18 protein-coding genes are annotated in these 19,667 nt (G+C 58.2%); 9 read left to right on the top strand and 9 right to left on the bottom strand.

What is annotated here, in order from left to right:
• Positions 1–144: 144 nt before the first annotated feature.
• Together moeB and moeA are read right to left on the bottom strand one after the other, a co-directional pair.
• On the bottom strand, positions 145–897 hold the full coding sequence (moeB, locus tag SK54_RS16435) for a molybdopterin-synthase adenylyltransferase MoeB (RefSeq protein WP_017693746.1): 753 nt from the start codon (positions 895–897) through the stop codon (positions 145–147).
• Between the two features lies 1 nt (position 898).
• Positions 899–2,131: a molybdopterin molybdotransferase MoeA gene (gene moeA, locus SK54_RS16430; protein ID WP_022650670.1), complete on the bottom strand. Its 1,233-nt coding sequence runs from the start codon at positions 2,129–2,131 to the stop codon at positions 899–901.
• A gap of 189 nt (positions 2,132–2,320) precedes the next feature.
• Between moeA and iaaA the strand changes: the two genes are divergently transcribed.
• From iaaA to gsiD, 5 genes are read left to right on the top strand one after another with little or no spacing between them, the layout of a single operon-like run.
• Positions 2,321–3,259: a beta-aspartyl-peptidase gene (iaaA, locus tag SK54_RS16425; protein ID WP_017384893.1), complete on the top strand. Its 939-nt coding sequence runs from the start codon at positions 2,321–2,323 to the stop codon at positions 3,257–3,259.
• Between the two features lie 11 nt (positions 3,260–3,270).
• Positions 3,271–5,142, top strand: a complete 1,872-nt coding sequence (gene gsiA, locus SK54_RS16420) for a glutathione ABC transporter ATP-binding protein GsiA (RefSeq protein ID WP_017693744.1) — start codon at positions 3,271–3,273, stop codon at positions 5,140–5,142.
• Positions 5,143–5,165: 23 nt separating this feature from the next.
• Complete coding sequence (gsiB, locus tag SK54_RS16415; protein ID WP_032634035.1) at positions 5,166–6,704, top strand: glutathione ABC transporter substrate-binding protein GsiB; 1,539 nt, start codon at positions 5,166–5,168, stop codon at positions 6,702–6,704.
• A gap of 5 nt (positions 6,705–6,709) precedes the next feature.
• Complete coding sequence (gene gsiC / locus SK54_RS16410) at positions 6,710–7,630, top strand: glutathione ABC transporter permease GsiC (protein ID WP_006809475.1); 921 nt, start codon at positions 6,710–6,712, stop codon at positions 7,628–7,630.
• Between the two features lies 1 nt (position 7,631).
• Positions 7,632–8,543: a glutathione ABC transporter permease GsiD gene (gsiD, locus tag SK54_RS16405; protein ID WP_015571027.1), complete on the top strand. Its 912-nt coding sequence runs from the start codon at positions 7,632–7,634 to the stop codon at positions 8,541–8,543.
• Between the two features lie 63 nt (positions 8,544–8,606).
• On the opposite strand, the gene rimO is transcribed toward gsiD, so the two are convergent.
• Entirely contained in the window at positions 8,607–9,932 is a 1,326-nt protein-coding gene (gene rimO / locus SK54_RS16400; RefSeq protein WP_017693743.1) for a 30S ribosomal protein S12 methylthiotransferase RimO, read from the bottom strand.
• A 217-nt stretch (positions 9,933–10,149) separates the two neighbouring features.
• Here rimO and bssR point away from each other — a divergent pair, with 217 nt between their 5' ends.
• Both bssR and SK54_RS16390 read left to right on the top strand, forming a co-directional pair.
• Complete coding sequence (bssR, locus tag SK54_RS16395) at positions 10,150–10,533, top strand: biofilm formation regulator BssR (protein WP_048247606.1); 384 nt, start codon at positions 10,150–10,152, stop codon at positions 10,531–10,533.
• Between the two features lie 106 nt (positions 10,534–10,639).
• Entirely contained in the window at positions 10,640–11,758 is a 1,119-nt protein-coding gene (locus SK54_RS16390) for a PQQ-dependent sugar dehydrogenase (protein ID WP_045343711.1), read from the top strand.
• Here the strand turns inward: SK54_RS16390 and SK54_RS16385 are convergent, their stop codons facing one another.
• Positions 11,759–12,385 (bottom strand): glutathione S-transferase family protein, encoded by a 627-nt coding sequence (locus tag SK54_RS16385; RefSeq protein ID WP_048247604.1) that lies wholly within the window; start codon positions 12,383–12,385, stop codon positions 11,759–11,761.
• Between the two features lie 243 nt (positions 12,386–12,628).
• On the opposite strand from SK54_RS16385, the gene dacC reads away from it, so the two are divergent.
• Positions 12,629–13,834, top strand: a complete 1,206-nt coding sequence (dacC, locus tag SK54_RS16380) for a serine-type D-Ala-D-Ala carboxypeptidase (protein WP_023296184.1) — start codon at positions 12,629–12,631, stop codon at positions 13,832–13,834.
• An 84-nt stretch (positions 13,835–13,918) separates the two neighbouring features.
• Here the strand turns inward: dacC and deoR are convergent, their stop codons facing one another.
• The 3 genes from deoR to SK54_RS16365 form a co-directional block, all read right to left on the bottom strand.
• Positions 13,919–14,677: a DNA-binding transcriptional repressor DeoR gene (deoR, locus tag SK54_RS16375; RefSeq protein ID WP_017384886.1), complete on the bottom strand. Its 759-nt coding sequence runs from the start codon at positions 14,675–14,677 to the stop codon at positions 13,919–13,921.
• 67 nt (positions 14,678–14,744) lie between these two features.
• Positions 14,745–15,353 carry an undecaprenyl-diphosphate phosphatase gene (gene ybjG / locus SK54_RS16370; protein WP_015571025.1) on the bottom strand — a complete coding sequence of 203 codons (609 nt, stop codon included), beginning with the start codon at positions 15,351–15,353 and terminating at the stop codon, positions 14,745–14,747.
• Between the two features lie 7 nt (positions 15,354–15,360).
• Positions 15,361–16,089 carry a phosphatase PAP2 family protein gene (locus tag SK54_RS16365; protein ID WP_023303358.1) on the bottom strand — a complete coding sequence of 243 codons (729 nt, stop codon included), beginning with the start codon at positions 16,087–16,089 and terminating at the stop codon, positions 15,361–15,363.
• Between the two features lie 167 nt (positions 16,090–16,256).
• Here SK54_RS16365 and SK54_RS16360 point away from each other — a divergent pair, with 167 nt between their 5' ends.
• Positions 16,257–17,489, top strand: a complete 1,233-nt coding sequence (locus SK54_RS16360; RefSeq protein ID WP_048247603.1) for an MFS transporter — start codon at positions 16,257–16,259, stop codon at positions 17,487–17,489.
• A 90-nt stretch (positions 17,490–17,579) separates the two neighbouring features.
• Here SK54_RS16360 and SK54_RS16355 read toward each other — a convergent pair whose 3' ends face one another.
• Together SK54_RS16355 and SK54_RS16350 are read right to left on the bottom strand one after the other, a co-directional pair.
• The gene (locus tag SK54_RS16355) at positions 17,580–18,392 is read right to left on the bottom strand and encodes a Cof-type HAD-IIB family hydrolase (RefSeq protein WP_017384884.1); all 813 of its coding nucleotides are present in this window, start codon (positions 18,390–18,392) and stop codon (positions 17,580–17,582) included.
• Positions 18,382–19,596, bottom strand: a complete 1,215-nt coding sequence (locus tag SK54_RS16350; protein WP_017384883.1) for an MFS transporter — start codon at positions 19,594–19,596, stop codon at positions 18,382–18,384. The genes SK54_RS16355 and SK54_RS16350 overlap by 11 nt, the downstream gene beginning before the upstream one ends.
• Positions 19,597–19,667 lie beyond the last annotated feature (71 nt).

The raw sequence follows: 19,667 nt of genomic DNA, 5'->3' as shown, positions 1-19,667 counted from the left end.
CGCTGACGCTTACCCGGCCTACGTTTGCATCGCTGTTGCCGGGTGGCGCTAACGCTTACCCGGCCTACGTTTGCATCGCTGTTGCCGGGTGGCGCCGTTCGAGCCGTTGTAGGTCGGGTAAGGCAAAGCCGCCACCCGACTTTTTTATTTGCTGCACACCTCACACCCCGGGTTACGCATCAGCTTCATCTCGCGGAACTGGCAGGTCATCGCGTCATACATCACGATTTTACCCGCTGCGGGCGTGCCGTAGTGCGCCAGCACTTTGATCGCCTCCATCGCCTGCAAGGAACCGATAACGCCAACCAGTGGCGCCATCACGCCCGCCTCGACGCAGGTCAGCGCATTCTCGCCAAACAGACGGCTCAGGCAGCGGTAGCAGGGCTCTCCTTCAGCGTAGGTGAAGACGGTGATTTGCCCCTCCATGCGGATGGCCGCGCCGGAAATCAGCGGCGTTTTATGGGCAAAGCAACCCGCATTGAGCTGGTTGCGAATGGCGACGTTATCGGTGCAGTCCAGCACCAGGTCATGCCGTGCAATCTGCGCAAACAGCGCGTCGTCATCCAGCATCGCGTCAATCAGGGTGAACTGAACGTTGGGGTTAATGCGCGCCAGCGCCGTGCGTGCTGATTCCACTTTAGGCTGACCGACCGTCGCGTCGCTGTGCAGCGTCTGGCGTTGCAGGTTGGACACCGACACGGTGTCGAAATCCAGCAGCGTCATGCTGCCGACGCCCGCCGCAGCCAGATATTGCGCTGCCGCGCAGCCCAGCCCGCCAAGACCCACAACCAGCACGCTGGCCGCCTTGAGCGCTTCCTGGCCCTCGAAATCAAACCCGCGCAGCACGATCTGGCGGTTATAGCGCATCATCTCCGGGTCGCTCAGTTCCACCGTCATGTCAGCCTCCGAACAGGTGGTTAAAGCGTTCTACTTCAACCCATTCGCCCGCCTCAACGTGGCCGCGATCGCGCTCCAGCACGATAAAGCAGTTCCCCTGACTGAAGGAGCTAAAGATGTGTGAACCCTGATGCCCGGTGGTGCTCACCTCCAGCTCGCCGTCGGCGTTGCGCGCCAGAATGCCGCGCTGGAAATCGAGACGGCCCGGTGATTTTTTGAGGCGCGTTGCCGCCCGCACGCGCACACGCTCCGGCAGCGGGCTGGCATTGTTGCCTGAAAGCTTCGCCAGCAGCGGGATCACCAGTTGGTAGAAGGTCAGCGCGGCAGAGACCGGGTTACCCGGCAGGCCACAGAACCAGCTGTGCGGAAGTTTGCCAAACGCGAACGGTTTGCCCGGTTTAATCGCCAGCTTCCAGAAGGCGATTTCACCCAGCTCTTCAAGCAGGGTTTTGGTGTAATCCGCTTCGCCAACCGAAACGCCGCCGGAACTGATCACCACGTCGGCAGAGGCGTCAGCGTCGATAAACGCCGCGCGCAGTTTTTGCGGATCGTCAGGAATGATACCGAGGTTAATCACCTCACAGCCCAGCTGCTCAAGCATCAGGTGCACCGCCAGACGGTTGGTGTCGTAAATCTGCCCCTCGTTCAGCGGCTGACCCGGAAGCTGTAGCTCATCTCCCGTGGAGAACACCGCCACGCGCACTTTGCGGACCACGTCAATCTCCGCGATGCCAAGCGATGCCAGCACCGGCAGTTCGGCGACCGTCAGCTTTTGCCCGGCGGCAAAGACCGTTGCGCCCAGGGTAATGTCTTCCCCGATGTGGCGGATATTCTGTCCCGCTTTGACGCTGGCGGTGAAGCGCACGCCGTCGTCCGTTTGTTCGGTCTCTTCCTGCATCACCACGGCTTCACAGCCCTTTGGCACCGGTGCCCCGGTCATAATGCGCACGCAGGTGCCCGCTGGCCACTCACCGTTAAACGGCTGCCCGGCAAACGCTTTACCTGCCACCGGCAGCGGCTGACCCGTTTGCAGATCCGCCAGACGTACGGCATAGCCGTCCATCGCCGCGTTATCGAACCCCGGCACGTTCAGCGGCGAGACGATATCGCGCGCGGCAATACGGCCAAAACAGCGCACAAGCGGCAGTGTCTCAACGTCGTGCAGTGGAGTAATGCGGTCAAGCATCTGCGAGAGTGCCGTCTCAAGCGGCATCAGTCCGGCGGTAAAATCCATGGTGGGCTCCTGCGGAGTAACAACGAAAGCGCTCATTATGGCAGAAAAGTGCGGCTAACTGTATGACCCGATGGGTGTACGCTTTACATCACAGTTGCGTCTTTCTATATTCAAAAATCATCTGAAGATTCGTCGACGATAATGATATTTATAGAAAAAGCAGCCAGCCAGGCTGATGGGTGATGCGAAATGAGTAAAGCGGTTATCGCAATTCATGGCGGTGCCGGGGCAATCACCCGTGCACAGCTCAGTCCCGAGCAGGAGAAGCGTTATATTGATGCGCTGAACGCCATTGTGGAAACAGGCCAGCGGATGCTGGAAGCGGGCGACAGCGCGCTGGACGTGGTGACCGAAGCGGTGCGTCTGCTGGAGGAGTGCCCGCTGTTTAATGCCGGTATTGGCTCGGTCTTTACGCGCGATGAAACGCACGAGCTGGATGCCTGCGTGATGGACGGCGTCACCCTGAAGGCGGGCGCGGTAGCGGGCGTCAGCCGTCTGCGTAATCCGGTGCTGGCCGCGCGTTTGGTGATGGAACAAAGCCCGCATGTGCTGCTGGCCGGGGCGGGGGCGGAAAAATTTGCCGTTGAGCACGGGATGGACACGGTCTCGCCCGATCTTTTTTCCACCGAGGAGCGTTACCGGCAACTGCTGGACGCCCGTACAGCGGGGATGACGCAGCTGGACCATGCCGCGCCGCTCGATGAACGCAGCAAAATGGGCACGGTAGGCGCGGTGGCGCTGGATAAAGCCGGTAATCTCGCCGCCGCGACGTCGACAGGCGGTATGACCAACAAACTTCCCGGTCGCGTCGGCGACAGCCCGCTGCCGGGGGCCGGGTGTTACGCCAATAACGCCACCGCGGCGGTGTCATGCACCGGCACCGGCGAAGTGTTTATCCGCGCGCTGGCGGCCTACGACATTACCGCGCTAATGGATTACGGCGGATTAAGCCTGAGTGAGGCCTGCGAGCGGGTAGTGATGGAGAAACTGCCGGCGCTGGGCGGGATTGGCGGCTTAATTGCGGTGGATCGGGAGGGCAACGTGGCTCTGCCGTTCAACAGTGAAGGGATGTACCGGGCGTGGGGGTATGCCGGCGATGCGCCCAGCACAGGCATTTATCGTGAATAAGGGGGCATTGCGTGCCGCACCGTGAAGAGCTGGACAACTGCGAAGTGCTGGCTGTCCACCAACTGAATATTGCGTTTCAGGAAGAGCGGCAGTTCATCCCCGCAGTACAGAATTTATCGTTTTCGCTCAGGCGCGGCGAGACGCTGGCGATTGTTGGCGAATCAGGTTCCGGTAAATCCGTTACCGCGCTGGCGCTGATGCGTCTGCTTGAGCAGACGGGCGGGCAGGTCACCAGCGAGCGGATGCTGTTGCGCCGTCGCAACCGTCAGGTTATCGATCTCAACGAGCTGAGTGCGTCCCAGATGCAGGGGGTGCGCGGGGCAGATATTGCGATGATTTTTCAGGAGCCGATGACCTCCCTGAACCCGGTTTTTCCGGTGGGCGAGCAGATTGCCGAATCTATCCGCCTGCATCAGGGACTGAGCGGTGATGAGGCGCTCAATGAAGCAAAACGGATGCTGGAGCTGGTGCGTATCCCTGAGGCGCACGCGATTTTGTCCCGCTATCCGCATCAGCTTTCCGGCGGCATGCGCCAGCGGGTGATGATTGCGATGGCGCTGTCGTGCCGTCCGGCGGTGCTCATTGCGGACGAACCCACCACGGCGCTGGATGTCACCATTCAGGCCCAGATCCTGCAATTGATTAAGGTATTGCAGCAGGAGATGGAGATGGGGGTGATTTTCATCACCCACGATATGGGGGTGGTGGCGGATATTGCCGATCGGGTGCTGGTTATGCATCAGGGCAATGCCGTGGAAACCGGCACGGTGGAGCAGGTCTTTCATGCGCCGGTGCATCCTTATACCAAAGCGCTGCTGGCGGCGGTCCCGCGTCTGGGGGCCATGAATGGCAGTGATTTTCCGCGCCGTTTTCCGCTGTTCTCACAGACCGAACAGGGCCAGCAGGAAGACGAAACCGAACAGGATACGGTGGTTCCCGGCAGGCCAATTCTCGAAGTGCGTGACCTGGTGACCCGTTTCCCGCTGCGTAGCGGGATCCTCAATCGCGTGAAGCGCGAAGTGCATGCGGTTGAAAACGTCAGTTTTGATCTCTGGCCGGGCGAAACGCTGGCGCTGGTGGGGGAGTCCGGCTGCGGTAAATCCACCACCGGACGGGCGCTGCTCAGGCTGGTGGCGTCGCAGGAGGGGAGCATCACCTTCAACGGTGAGCGCATCGACACGCTCCCTAACAGTAAATTGCAGGCGGTGCGCCGGGATATTCAGTTTATATTCCAGGATCCTTATGCGTCGCTCGATCCGCGCCATACGGTGGGGTACTCGATTATGGAGCCGCTGCGGGTGCATAACCTGCTCGACGGTGAAGCCGCGCAGCGCCGCGTCGCATGGCTGCTGGAGCGCGTGGGCCTGAAGTCGGAGCATGCCTGGCGTTATCCGCACGAATTTTCTGGCGGTCAGCGTCAGCGTATCTGCATTGCGAGGGCATTGGCCCTCAATCCGAAAGTGGTGATTGCGGATGAGTCCGTGTCAGCGCTGGATGTCTCTATCCGCGCGCAAATTATCAATCTCCTGCTCGATTTACAGCGGGATTTGGGCATTGCGTTTCTGTTTATCTCCCACGATATGGCGGTGGTGGAGCGGATCAGCCATCGCGTGGCGGTGATGTACATGGGGCAAATTGTTGAAATCGGCCCCCGTCGGGCGGTGTTTGAAAACCCGCAGCACCCTTACACCCGCAAGCTGATGGCTGCCGTACCGGTTGCCGATCCTGAGCATCGTCACGCCCAGCGCGTGCTGTTGCAGGACGAAATGCCGAGCAATATTCGTAAACGGGGCGAAACCCTGGAGCGCGTGGCGCTGCGTGAGGTGGGACCCGGTCATTTTGTCGCACCACCGCGTCAGGGCAATGCATTCTCGCGGTTATAACTTACAACAGGCAGGAGAACACAATGGTTCCTTTTGTTGCTCGTAAATGGCTGCTGGCCGCGAGCGTGACGGCTGCGCTGGCCGCCGCCCCCGCGTTCGCGGCGAAAGATGTGGTGGTGGCTGTGGGGTCTAACTTCACGACCCTGGATCCGTATGATGCCAACGACACTCTTTCTCAGGCGGTGGCAAAATCCTTCTACCAGGGGCTGTTCGGCCTGGACCGCGAAATGAAGCTGAAAAACGTGCTGGCGGAAGGCTATACCGTGTCGGACGACGGGCTGGTCTATACCGTTAAGCTCCGTACCGGCGTGAAGTTCCAGGATGGCACCGACTTCAACGCCGAGGCGGTTAAGGTCAACCTGGATCGTGCCAGCAATCCGGAAAACGGTCTTAAACGCTACAACCTGTATAAAAATATCGCCCAAACCGAGGTGGTTGATCCGGCAACGGTGAAGATCACCCTCAAAGAGCCGTTCTCGGCGTTTATCAATATCCTGGCGCATCCCGCGACGGCGATGATTTCGCCCGCCGCCCTGAAAAAATACGGCAAAGAGATTGGATTCCACCCGGTGGGGACCGGACCGTACGAACTGCTCACCTGGAACCAGACCGATTTTGTGAAGGTGAAAAAATTCGCCGGATACTGGCAGCAGGGGCTGCCGAAGCTGGATACCATCACCTGGCGGCCGGTAGTGGACAATAATACCCGCGCCGCAATGCTGCAAACCGGCGAAGCGCAGTTTGCCTTCCCGATCCCGTACGAACAGGCGGCGCTGCTGGCGAAAAACAGCAAGCTGGAACTGGTGGCCAGCCCGTCGATCATGCAGCGCTACATCAGCATGAACGTTACGCAGAAACCGTTTGATAACCCGAAGGTGCGTGAAGCCATCAACTACGCCATTAACCGCCAGGCGCTGGTGAAGGTGGCCTTTGCCGGCTACGCCACCCCGGCGACGGGCGTGATGCCGCCAACCATTGAGTACGCGCAAAGCTATCAGCCGTGGCCTTACGATCCGGCGAAAGCGCGGGAACTGCTGAAAGAGGCGGGCTATACGAACGGCTTTAGCACTACGCTGTGGTCGTCGCATAACCACAGTACCGCGCAGAAGGTGCTGCAATTTACCCAGCAGCAGTTGGCGCAGGTGGGCATTAAAGCCAGGGTTACGGCGATGGATGCCGGACAGCGAGCGGCGGAAGTGGAAGGCAAAGGACAGAAAGAGAGCGGCGTGCGGATGTTCTACACCGGCTGGACGGCTTCAACCGGAGAAGCGGACTGGTCCCTGTCGCCGCTGTTTGCTTCCCAGAACTGGCCGCCAACGCTGTTCAATACCGCGTTCTACAGTAATCCGCAGGTGGATAAAGATCTGGCCGATGCCCTGAAAACCACCAAACCGGAAGAGAAAGCACGCCTGTACAAAGAGGCGCAGGACATTATCTGGAAAGAGTCGCCGTGGGTGCCGCTGGTGGTGGAAAAACTGGTCTCAGCCCACAACAAAGCGCTGACCGGTTTTTACATCATGCCGGATACGGGCTTTAGCTTTGATGACGCGGATTTGAAATAAAACTCATGCTGAATTATGTGTGTAAACGCCTGCTGGGGCTTATCCCGACGCTGCTGATTGTGGCCGTGCTGGTGTTTTTGTTTGTCCATATGCTGCCCGGCGATCCGGCGCGTTTGATTGCCGGACCGGAAGCGGATGCGACGGTTATTGAACTGGTGCGTAAACAGCTCGGTCTTGACCAGCCGCTGTACAGGCAATTTCTGCGTTACATTGGCAATGTCCTTCAGGGCGATTTCGGCATCTCAATGGTGTCGCGTCGTCCGGTGTCGGAGGAGATTGCCAGCCGCTTTATGCCTACCTTCTGGTTAACGATTGCCAGTATGAGCTGGGCGGTTGTCTTTGGCCTGGGCGCGGGGATTGTCGCCGCCGTCTGGCGCAACCGCTGGCCGGATAAGCTCGGTATGGCGCTGGCGGTCACCGGCATCTCTTTCCCGGCGTTTGCGCTGGGCATGCTGCTGATGCAGATTTTCTCCGTCGAGCTGGGCTGGTTGCCGACCGTCGGGGCCGACACCTGGAAGCACTACATTCTGCCCTCTATGACGCTAGGCGCGGCCGTTGCGGCGGTTATGGCCCGATTTACCCGCGCCTCGTTTGTCGACGTGCTGAGCGAAGATTACATTCGCACCGCGCGGGCAAAAGGGGTGAGTGAGAAATGGGTCATTCTGAAGCATGGTTTTCGTAATGCGATGATCCCGGTGGTCACGATGATGGGGCTACAGTTCGGCTTCCTGCTGGGGGGCTCTATCGTGGTTGAGAAGGTCTTTAACTGGCCGGGGCTGGGGCGCCTGCTGGTCGACTCGGTCGATATGCGTGACTATCCGGTTATTCAGGCTGAAGTCCTGCTTTTCTCGCTGGAGTTTATTCTTATCAACTTAGTGGTGGATGTGCTGTACGCCGCCATTAACCCGGCCATCAGGTATAAGTAAGATGCGATTACTGAACTGGCGTCGCCAGGCCATTTTAAACGCTATGCCGGGGATCAGGCCGGACCATATTCGCACCCCGTGGGTTGAGTTCTGGCGTCGATTCCGTCGTCAGCCCGTCGCTATGGTCGCCGGGTTGTTTGTGTTACTGCTGATCCTGGTGGCGATTATCGCCCCCTGGATAGCCCCGTTTGATGCGGAAAACTACTTCGACTACGACCGGCTGAACGATGGTCCGTCGATGATGCACTGGTTTGGCGTGGACTCGCTCGGGCGCGATATTTTTAGCCGCGTGCTGGTAGGGGCGCAGATCTCACTGGCGGCCGGGGTCTTCGCGGTGCTGATGGGCGCAGCAATTGGCACCGTGCTGGGGCTGGTGGCCGGGTACTACGAAGGCTGGTGGGACCGCATCATCATGCGTATCTGCGACGTGCTGTTTGCCTTTCCCGGTATTCTGCTGGCGATTGCCGTGGTGGCGGTGATGGGCAGCGGCATGGCGAACGTCATTATCGCCGTGGCGGTATTCTCGATTCCCGCTTTCGCGCGTCTGGTACGTGGCAACACGCTGGTGCTGAAGCAGCAGACCTTTATCGAGTCGGCGCGCAGCATGGGAGCCAGCGATGCCACCATCCTGTTCAGCCATATTCTGCCGGGAACGGTCTCGTCTATCGTGGTCTATTTCACCATGCGCATAGGCGTGTCGATTATCTCGGCGGCCAGCCTGTCGTTTCTGGGGTTAGGGGCACAGCCGCCGACGCCGGAGTGGGGGGCGATGCTGAACGAGGCGCGGGCGGATATGGTGATTGCGCCACACGTGGCGATCTTCCCGAGCCTGGCGATTTTCCTGACCGTGCTGGCGTTTAACCTGCTGGGGGATGGGCTGCGCGACGCGCTGGATCCGAGGATTAAGGGGTAGTGCAGTGAAATGTGCCGGGTGGCGGCTACGCCTTACCCGGCCTACAAAAGGGAAGCAGGGTGTTTAAACCCGGCTACCCCACAGGTCATACTCATCCGCGTTTTCAACCTTCACGCGAATAATATCACCCGGCTTAACCTGTGTTTCGCCGTTCAGGTACACCGCGCCGTCGATTTCAGGCGCATCCGCCATGCTGCGGCCAATCGCGCCTTCTTCGTCCACTTCGTCGATAATCACCAGAATTTCGCGGCCCACTTTCTCCTGCAAGCGTTCAGCCGAGATCTGCTGTTGCAGCTGCATAAAGCGGTTCCAGCGCTCCTCTTTTACCTCTTCCGGCACCTGGTCCGCCAGCTCGTTGGCGGTTGCGCCTTCAACCGGGCTGTACTTGAAGCAGCCGACGCGATCCAGACGCGCCTCTTTCAGGAAGTCGAGCAGCATCTGGAAATCTTCTTCGGTTTCACCCGGGAAGCCGACAATAAAGGTGGAGCGCAGGGTCAGATCCGGGCAGATCTCACGCCACTGCTTGATGCGCGCCAGTTGGCGATCCACGGAGCCAGGACGTTTCATCAGCTTCAGAATACGCGGGCTGGCGTGCTGTAGCGGGATATCCAGATACGGCAGGATTTTGCCTTCCGCCATCAGCGGGATCACATCGTCAACGTGCGGGTAAGGATAGACGTAGTGCAGGCGCGTCCAGATCCCGAGCTTAGCCAGCTGCTCGCACAGGCCGACCATGCTGGTTTTCACCGGCTCGCCGTTGTGGAAACCGGAGCGGTGTTTGACGTCCACACCGTAGGCGGAGGTGTCCTGGGAGATGACCAGCAGCTCCTTCACGCCCGCGTCGGCCAGGCGTTTGGCTTCTGCCAGCACCTCGCCAATCGGACGGCTCACCAGATCGCCACGCATCGACGGGATGATGCAGAAGGTACAGCGGTGGTTGCAGCCTTCGGAAATTTTCAGGTAGGCGTAGTGGCGCGGCGTCAGCTTCACGCCCTGTTCCGGCACCAGGCTCAGGAACGGGTTGTGCTTTGGTTTGGGGACGTAGTGATGAACATGTTCCAGCACCTGCTCGTAGCTGTGCGGGCCTGTGATCTCAAGCACTTTCGGGTGCACTTCGCGGATCTGATCCACCTTCGCGCCCAGGCAGCCGGTGACAATCACTTTGCCGTTTTCCGTCAGGGCTTCACCAATGGCTTCCAGTGACTCCTGGACCGCGCTGTCGATGAACCCGCAGGTGTTGACGATCACCATGTCGGCGTTGTCGTAGCTTGGCACCACGTCATAGCCTTCAGTGCGAAGTTCAGTCAGGATGCGTTCGGAGTCCACCAGGTTCTTCGGGCAGCCGAGGGAGACAAAGCCGATTTTCGGCGGGTGCGTAACATTGCTCATAGGTTAAAAATTCATCAATTATGGAGTTATCAGGGCGGGATTTTACAGCGTATCGCGGGGGATTTATACACTCTTGATGGCGCAGTTGAGGCGGGCAATCGTTGTAACATTGTAAAGAATGTTAATCAGTTATCGTTTATTGATCTCAGGCATTACATTGTACAAAAAATGACCTTATCCTTAATAAGGTAACATGGCTGACAGGGGAGGAAGTAGCATGTCCGTTGACAGACTGAAACGCGATCTGCTTAACAAGCTGATCAACGCCCGAATCGACCTGGCCGCATATCTGCAACTCCGCAAGGCGAAAGGGTATATGTCAGTCAGCGAAAGCGAAAATCTGCGTGATAACTTCTTTGAACTTTGCAATTTCATGCGTGAAAAAGCATCCATCCTGAAAGCGCACTGCGCTGAAAGCGAATTAGTGGCGCTGCGCCGCGCCGCCGAGGTGCTCTCCATCGCCGGAGTCTGTTTGATGAACGGACGTCACGACTGCCCGAATTTTATTGCCGTTAACGCGGAGAAGCTTGAAAACTGCCTGACCACGCTCGCGCTTTGCATCATGTGTCTGAACAAGCCGGAAACGCTTGCCCGGCACTGAACCCGGGGGAGGCAACTCCCCCTTCTGATTAAGCTTTTGTAAAAGTGGTAACGCACCCGGGAACAGTGGCTAATCTTTAAGCCATATGTCGATAAAGGAGTGCGTTATGCCTCGATCCTCGTTGATTTTCCTTCCAGTCTTGTTATTCCCGCTTTCACTGCTTGCAGCGCCTGAGACGGTTAAAGTCGACGTGCTACAGACAAAACTGGATCACCCCTGGTCGCTGGCGTTTTTGCCAGATAACAAGGGGCTGCTCATCACGCTCAAAGACGGGCAGCTTAAGCACTGGCAGGCTGGAAAAGGGCTCTCCGATCCGATTGTCGGCGTGCCGAAAGTGTGGGCGAGCGGCCAGGGCGGACTGCTGGACGTCGCGCTGGCCCCGGATTTTGCACAGTCACGGCGGGTCTGGCTCAGCTTCGCCGAGGCAGGTAATGATGGCAAAGCGGGTACCGCCGTGGGCTACGGGCGGTTGAGCGATGACATTTCGCGCATTGAGGGCTTCCAGGTGGTGTTCCGACAGATGCCGAAGCTCTCTACCGGCAACCACTTTGGCGGACGGCTGGTGTTCGACGGCAAAGGCTATCTCTTTATTGGCCTGGGTGAAAACAACCAGCGCCCGACGGCGCAGGAGCTGGACAAGCTTCAGGGCAAGGTGGTGCGCCTGACGGAGGACGGAAAAGTGCCGCCGGATAATCCGTTTGTGAACACCGCCGGTGCGCGCCCTGAAATCTGGTCCTATGGCATTCGCAACCCGCAGGGGATGGCGATGAATCCGTGGAGCGACACGCTGTGGCTCAACGAACACGGACCACGCGGTGGGGATGAGATTAACATTCCTGAGAAGGGCAAAAACTACGGCTGGCCCCTGGCGACGCACGGGATTAATTACAGCGGCCTGAAAATCCCGGAAGCGAAAGGCGAGCACGTTGAGGGCACCGAAAAACCGCTGTTTGTCTGGAAAGTATCGCCCGCCGTCAGCGGCATGGCGTTCTACAACAGCGACGTCTTCCCGCAGTGGAAAAACAAGCTGTTTATCGGCGCGTTGAAGGAGAAAGACGTCATTGTGCTGAGCGTGAAGGGCAATACCGTGACGGAGGACGGACGCATTCTGGGCGATAAAGATCAGCGTATTCGCGATGTGCGCGTCGGGCCGGATGGCTATCTGTACGTGCTGACTGACGAGACGGACGGGCAGCTGCTGAAAGTCAGCCCGTCCGGGTCGTAATCAGGTCACCGGGATCATCACCACGTTGCGATACGCCGGGCGCTCGCTAAGCTGCTGGATCCAGCGCTCCAGGTGAGGGCGCGGGGTCCAGTTGAGACCCATGTTAGTGAGGTTCCAGACGAAGGGGGCGACGGCGATATCACCCACGCCGAAGGTGTCGCCGGAGAACCAGGTGTGCTTCGCCAGTTCGTCGTCCATCATCGCGAACAGGGATTCGCAGGCGTCCTGGGCGACATGAATGGCGGGATAATCACGTTCGGCTTCCGGCGTGCGGATCAGCCCCATCAGGATCACCCGGTGCGTGGGGGAAAGCGTCTGGTTTGCCCAGTCCATCCATTTTTCGCCCTGCGCGCGCCGGGCCGGATTTTCCACCCACAGGCGACCCTGGCCGTATTGCGCGGCGAGATAACGCACGATGGTGTTGGACTCCCACAGCGTGGCGTCTGTCTCGTCATCGCGCAGCAACGGCACCAGTCCGTTTGGGTTCATCGCCAGATAGTCGGCGTCTTTATTCACCCCGAACGCCATGCCAGCCATGATTTGGTTGAACGGTAAATCCAGTTCCTCCAGCGTCCAGAGCACTTTCTTCACGTTAGTCGAATTGTTCCTGCCCCACAGCGTAATCATATTTACTCCCGATGAGATGTGAATCCGAGTCAGCTTTTCGCCATGGTGAGATAAACCTAACAATTACGCAACAGATGCTAAAAAAAACGCCGCAATCAAAGCGTATCTGAATGTTATTGCATAAACTTTAAAAACTTTACCTGGAACAGGTTTCTTTGAACGCTGTAGTGCGCTATTACTCATCGCTTCTTGCGACACGGTGATTGTGACGTGATTTTTAGAATGGACACTCGGGTGGCATTTATGACGCAAAAAACTTCTTCTCTGCGCAGCCTGGCGGCAGGCTCGGCGCTGCTTTTCCTTTTTGCCCCAACGCTCCATGCGGCGGAACAGACGGCGCCCGAAGCGCCGCCTGTCGATGCGCGCGCCTGGATCCTGATGGATTACGCCAGCGGGAAAGTGCTGGCGGAAGGTAACGCCGACGAAAAACTCGACCCGGCGAGCCTGACGAAAATTATGACCAGCTATGTTGTCGGCCAGGCGTTGAAAGCGGGCAAGATCAAGCTGGATGACATGGTCACCGTCGGCAAAGATGCCTGGGCGACGGGTAACCCGGCGCTGCGCGGCTCGTCCGTCATGTTCCTGAAGCCCGGCGATCAGGTCTCCGTTTCCGATCTGAATAAAGGGGTCATTATTCAGTCGGGAAATGATGCCTGTATTGCGCTGGCCGATTACGTCGCAGGCAGTCAGGACTCATTCATTGGGTTGATGAATGGCTACGCGCAAAAACTGGGTCTGACCAACACCACCTTTAAAACCGTTCACGGCCTGGATGCGCCCGGTCAGTTCAGTACCGCGCGCGATATGGCGCTGCTGGGCAAAGCGCTGATCCATGACGTGCCGGATGAGTACGCCATCCATAAAGAGAAAGAGTTTACCTTCAACAATATCCGCCAGCCTAACCGTAACCGTCTGCTCTGGAGCAGTAACGTTAACGTGGACGGCATGAAAACGGGGACGACCGCCGGGGCCGGATACAACCTGGTGGCTTCTGCGACGCAGGGCGACATGCGCCTGATCTCGGTGGTGCTGGGGACGAAAACCGACCGCATTCGTTTTAATGAATCCGAAAAACTGCTGACCTGGGGTTTCCGCTTCTTTGAAACCGTCACGCCGATTAAGCCGGACGCCACCTTCGTCAGCCAGCGCGTCTGGTTTGGGGATAAAAGTGAAGTGAACCTGGGGGCAGGTGAAGCGGGGTCCGTCACCATTCCACGCGGTCAGCTGAAAAACCTGAAAGCCAGCTATACCCTGACCGAGCCACAGCTGACCGCGCCGTTGAAAAAAGGCCAGGTGGTCGGGACGATAGATTTCCAGCTTAACGGCAAATCCATTGAGCAGCGTCCGCTGGTGGTGATGGAAGCGGTGGAAGAGGGGGGCTTCTTCAGCCGGATGTGGGACTTTGTGTTAATGAAGTTCCACGGCTGGTTTGGCAGCTGGTTCAGCTAGGTTTTTGCCGGGTGGCGCTGCGCTTACCCGGCCTTCGTTCGAGCTGTTGTAGGCCGGGTAAGCGAAGCGCCACCCGGCATAACCTCAATACATCAACTTCACCTGCTGCGCCTTTGCATACGACACCAGCTCGTCATCCGGGCGGCAATCACTGACGATGGCGTCAAAGCGCGACAGTTCCCCCATCCTTGCCGGACGAACCTTGCCAAATTTACTGTGATCAACCACCAGCACATGCTGCTGTGCGGCGTTGAGCGCCCACTGTTTCACCGGTAACTCTTCAAGATTAAAACAGGTTGCCCCCTGTTTCACATTCACACCCGCCGCAGAGTAAAAGGCGATATCCGGACATACATTGCTCAGCGTGTCCTGAATATTCAGCGGCTTGAAGATGGCGTTGCTGGCATGAAACTCGCCGCCGCACAAAATCACCCGGCACGCCGGTTTCTCCTGCAAGGCCAGGAAGGTGTTTAGCGAATAACAGACGGCGGTAAAGGGAACGGTGCTGTCGATGGCCTCGATGATCCACGGGGTTGTCGTACCGCAGTCAAAAAACAGCGTTTGATGCGGCTGCACCAGCGAGGCGGCGAGCCGCGCGGCTTTGCGCTTCTCTTCCACCAGGCGTGTTTTTTGATCGCTTAACAGATAATGGCTGGCGCTACGCGGCTCCAGAACAATATACCCGCCAAGCAGCACAACGGGGGCGCTGTCGCTGTTCAGATCGCGACGAATGGTCATTTCAGACACGCCAAGCAGGGTAGCGGCTTCCTTAAGATGCAGCTTATCGCTGCGCTTCAGCGCCTGAAGCAGCTGAGCAATGCGGTCATCGCGACGTGTTTCCATAGATCCTCGGGCTAAAAAAGTGAGCCCCCGCAGGGCGGGGGCTCAAGTGTAACCTGACGGACCGGGGTTAGTCACGTATCCAGCCTTTGCGGATCGGAAGGGCAAACAGAACGCGATAGGCCTGTGATAATCCACGATAAAGCGCCGGACCAAAGAGGCTCCACAGGATGGCTGCGCTGACGCAGCCCATCAGCCCCACCAGGAAACCGCCGACCATATCCAGCGGCCAGTGCACGCCCAGGTAGACGCGGGACCAGGCGATGGCGACCGCCACCCCCATCAGCACCATGCCAGACCACAGGCGATGCCAGAACAGGAAGGCCAGCGCAAAGGTGAAGATCACCGTGCCGTGATCGCTCGGGAACGAGTCATCCGGCGCATGGTGCAGGAAGTTGTAGCCGACGCGATCGACAAACGGACGATCGTGCGGGAAGGCGTGGCCCAGCACGTAGCTTGCCAGCACGCTCACGCCGATCGCCATCGCCATTTTGATCACCAGATGGCGCTGGGCGGTGACCTGTGTACGAGGTCCCCATAACCAGAGGATCACCGCCAGCGCCGGTACAATGCTGATCACATCTTTCGCAATGAAGGTGGCGAGATCGATCATCCATTCCGGTGATGCTGGCGTGGCGTTGAGCAGGTAAAACAGTTCGTAGTTCAGATTTTCTAACATAATCTCGTTACTCTTTAGCAAACCAGGTGGAAACCAGCCCGTAAACCAGCACCTGGGAAAACCAGACCCACCACCCGGCCCACAGGTTGTGAGAGAAAAAATGCGCGCCGCGCATGACCTGCCCGAATCCCATCAGCAGCCCCATAACAACGCCTAACGCGACAAAGGACCAGGCCAGGCGCGGACGTTCACGCCAGAAGGCAAAAAACAACCCCATCACCATAAACCCGCTTGAGGCGTGGCCGCCGGGAAAGCAGCGTCCCGGTCCGCTGTCTGCCGGAACGGCGCTGAACAGGGGATACGAGACGGCTTTGCCGCCATACTCCACCAGATCCCACGGACAGCTGTGGTGGCTTATGCTTTTCAGCACCCCAACTACCAGCGCCCCCAGCCCCATCAGAAGCGCGGCCGTCACCAGCCGGGCATTGCGTTTGTAAGCGCCGTAAATCAGCGATGCGGCAGCCAGCGCAATGGTCACATATTTCGCCAGCCGATGGTTCAGCAGATCCAGCAGCGGGTTTTGCTGTAGCGGGAAATGGTGCGTCGCCGCGTCATACCAGAAGCCGGTTATCCATCGGTCAAGCGATTCATCGCGCGAAAGCCAGGTAAAAAGCAGCGCAAGGACGATCAGCCCGAAAAGCTGATAACCATAAAAGCGGGCAGGCAAACGGTAAAGGCTTTTTGTCTTATTTGTCGGTAACTTAGATAATTCTGAAGGGCTGACGGCGTGTGTCATAGTTTCGGTCAATAACGTGAAATAGCACTATCATAGGGAGGGCAACTTAAGGAAACCTTAAACAACAACGATAAGTGCCTTATTTCTGTGTTTTCACGTGATTATGCTATCTCAGACAGCGGCAATTCATTACACTCATCGCGATTTTTTCATACTAAAGAGATTGCATGATAAACCGTTCTTCTTCCGGTAATCGTCTGGGTCGTCAGGCGTTACTTTTTCCTCTGTGTCTGGTGCTTTACGAATTCTCTACCTACATCGGCAACGACATGATCCAGCCAGGCATGCTGGCTGTGGTTGAGCAGTACAACGCAGGTATTGAGTGGGTACCTACATCCATGACCGCCTATCTGGCGGGCGGCATGTTTTTACAGTGGCTTTTAGGGCCGCTGTCGGATCGTATTGGCCGCCGCCCGGTGATGCTGACGGGCGTGGTGTGGTTTATCGTCACCTGTCTCGCCACGCTGCTGGCGCAGAACATTGAGCAATTCACGCTGCTGCGTTTCCTTCAGGGCGTGAGCCTGTGCTTTATTGGCGCCGTGGGCTACGCCGCTATTCAGGAGTCGTTTGAGGAGGCGGTATGTATCAAAATAACCGCGCTGATGGCGAACGTGGCGCTGATTGCGCCGCTTCTGGGGCCGCTGGTGGGAGCCGCATGGGTCCACGTTGCGCCGTGGGAAGGGATGTTCGTCCTCTTTGCCGCGCTTGCGGCCATCTCTTTCTTTGGGCTGCACCGTGCGATGCCGGAGACCGCCACCCGCCTGGGCGAAAAGCTCTCGCTTAAAGAGCTGGGGCGTGACTATAAGGCGGTGCTGCAAAACGGCCGTTTTGTCGCGGGCGCGCTGGCGACGGGCTTTGTCAGCCTGCCGCTGCTGGCGTGGATTGCCCAGTCGCCGGTCATTATCATCAGCGGCGAACAGCTTAGCAGCTATGAGTATGGCCTGTTACAGGTGCCGATTTTTGGCGCGCTGATTATCGATAACCTGGTGCTGGCGCGTCTGACGTCGCGACGTACCGTGCGTTCGCTGATTATTATGGGTGGCTGGCCCATAGCGGCAGGGCTGATTATCGCGGCGGTGGCGACCGTAGTCTCGTCCCATGCGTACCTGTGGATGACGGCGGGGCTGAGCGTTTATGCGTTTGGTATTGGCGTGGCGAATGCTGGCCTGGTGCGCCTGACGCTGTTCGCCAGTGAAATGAGTAAAGGCACGGTGTCTGCCGCGATGGGGATGCTGCAAATGCTGATTTTCACCGTCGGTATTGAGGTGAGCAAGCATGCCTATGCTTTCGGCGGTAACGGACTGTTCAGCCTGTTTAACCTCGCCAACGGCGTGCTGTGGATTGCCCTGATGGTGGTATTCCTGAAAGACAAACGCGTCGGAAACGCCCTGCAACCGTAATTCTTATTCCCTCTCCCCCGTGGGCGAGCTCGGGACAGTCCCCTCTCCCTGTGGGAGAGGGTTAGGGTGAGGGCACCAGAGCGCACGGAATCAATTAAACGGCGCCTCCCCGTCCAGCACCCTATCAATTACGTCCAGCACCCCTTCGTCATTATTGTTCGGCGCTTCATAGCGGGCCACCGCCTTAATGTGCGGTCTGGCATTGGCCATCGCGAAGCCATACCCTGCCTGGCGCAACATCTCCACGTCGTTACCGCTGTCGCCAAAGGCCACCACTTCACTGTCCTCAATGCCCCAGCGCGCTTGCAGGATCCGCAGGCCGTTAGCTTTGTGTACGCCGGGGATAATCAGGTCGATACTGCCGTGTCCCGTGGTCACCGGCACCATGATGTCGCCAAGCTTCTCATGCAGCAGCGCCTGAATGCGCGGAATTTCGTCGTCAGAGACGTTTAGCCCGAATTTGAAGAAAATATCGTTGAGGTTGTCAAAGCTGCTGACGCTTTCAAGGCGGTGATAGTATTTCGCAGCAATCTCTTTGAAGAGGTCGTTATACGTTTTCAGCGTGTAGGCGCTGTTTTTTCCGCAGGCAATTATCTCAATGCCGGGCACGTCGTTTAACAGGGTGGCGACGGTCAGAAAATGCTCTTTCGACAGTTCGCCGTTAAACACGTCTTCGCCCGCATCCACCACCCAGCCGCCGTTTTCGGCAACGAAGGCAATTTCATGGGCGATCTCCGGGAAAAATGAGATCAGCTGGTAGTACTGGTTTCCGCTGGCGACCACAAAACGGATGCCTTGCGCTTTCATGCGCGCGTACTGCGCCAGAAAACGCGCGCGGTTATAGGTTTTCGCATCGCTCAGGAAGGAGCCATCCATGTCGACTGCAATCAGTTTAACGCTCATATCCCTTCTCCATTGACGTTGTTTCTGCTTCCGGTTTTGCCACCGCTCGCGCCACCAGGGCGGCAATAATGACTAACCCTAATACCACCAGCATCGCGCTGCGTAACCCGTAGTGCTCACCGAGGAATCCAAGCAGCGGCGGGCCCACCAGGAAAGCGAGGTAGCCCGTGGTCGCCACGACGCTCACGCGCGTCGGCGCGTCGGGGCCGGTATCGCTGGCAGCGGAAATGGTCAGCGGGAAGCCAAGGGAGGCGCCCAGTCCCCACAGGATCACCGACACGCCGGCAATCCAGTCCACATCCACAAAGATAATCATCGCGATGCCCAGCCCACCCAGCAGGGCGCTGGCACGGACGACAGCCACGCGGCTGTAACGGTCGATAAACCAGCCCCCGGTAAAGCGTCCGACGGTCATGCCGAGCGTGAACCCGGCGTAAATCAGCGAGCCGGAGGTGGGGCTAAATCCGTGCCCGTCTACCATCAGCAACGGTAGCCAGTCGTTGGCGGAGCCTTCAGCAAACGCCATCGCCAGTACCACCACGCCAATCAGCATCAGCTGGAAATCGCGATAGAAGGGCAACCCTTTTGCCGCAGACTTCTGTTCGTCCGAGGCATTTTGTCCTGTGCCAGCGGGAATAGCCCTGATGCCGGTGAGGATCGGGATAATACAGACCAGCGCCGCGAGTAAAATGTGCACATTGGCCGCAATGCCCAGCGCCGTCAGCGCCATCCCTATGCCCGCGCCCGCCAGCGTGCCGAGGCTGTAAAAGCCATGCATCATCGGCAGCACCGTTTTGTTCATCGCCTGTTCAACGGCGGCCCCCTCGACGTTAATGGCCACTTCCGCCGCACCAAAGCTGCCGCCAAATACCATCAGCCCAAGGGCAAACATCAGCGGCGAGGCGAACCACAGCGCCACGCTCAGACCGAGCATTCCCACCACGGCGCAGCACATGGTGGTGCGGATCACCGCGCGCGTGCCAAAGCGTTTCACCAGCCAGGCCGAGCAGAGGATGCCGCTCATCGAGCCAATCGACAGGCCAAACAGCACGATCCCCATCTCCGCCGTCGAAACGGATAGCGTATCGCGGATTGCCGGGGTGCGCGTTGCCCAGGAAGCCATCAGCAGCCCGGGGATGAAGAAGAACATAAATAGCGCCCACATGCGCAGATGCAGGGCTTTGCGAGGAGAAGTTAGCGTCATTGGGATCAGCACCAGAAGTACAACAATAGCGACAACACTAGCAACTTTGTGTACATTTGTACATAAACCGG

The organism is Enterobacter sp. MGH120, from assembly GCF_001037725.1.
In the GTDB taxonomy this organism is placed as follows: domain Bacteria; phylum Pseudomonadota; class Gammaproteobacteria; order Enterobacterales; family Enterobacteriaceae; genus Enterobacter; species Enterobacter hormaechei_C.
The sequence above is the reverse complement of the archived record's forward strand: the minus strand, read 5'-3'. Positions and strand labels throughout refer to the sequence as shown.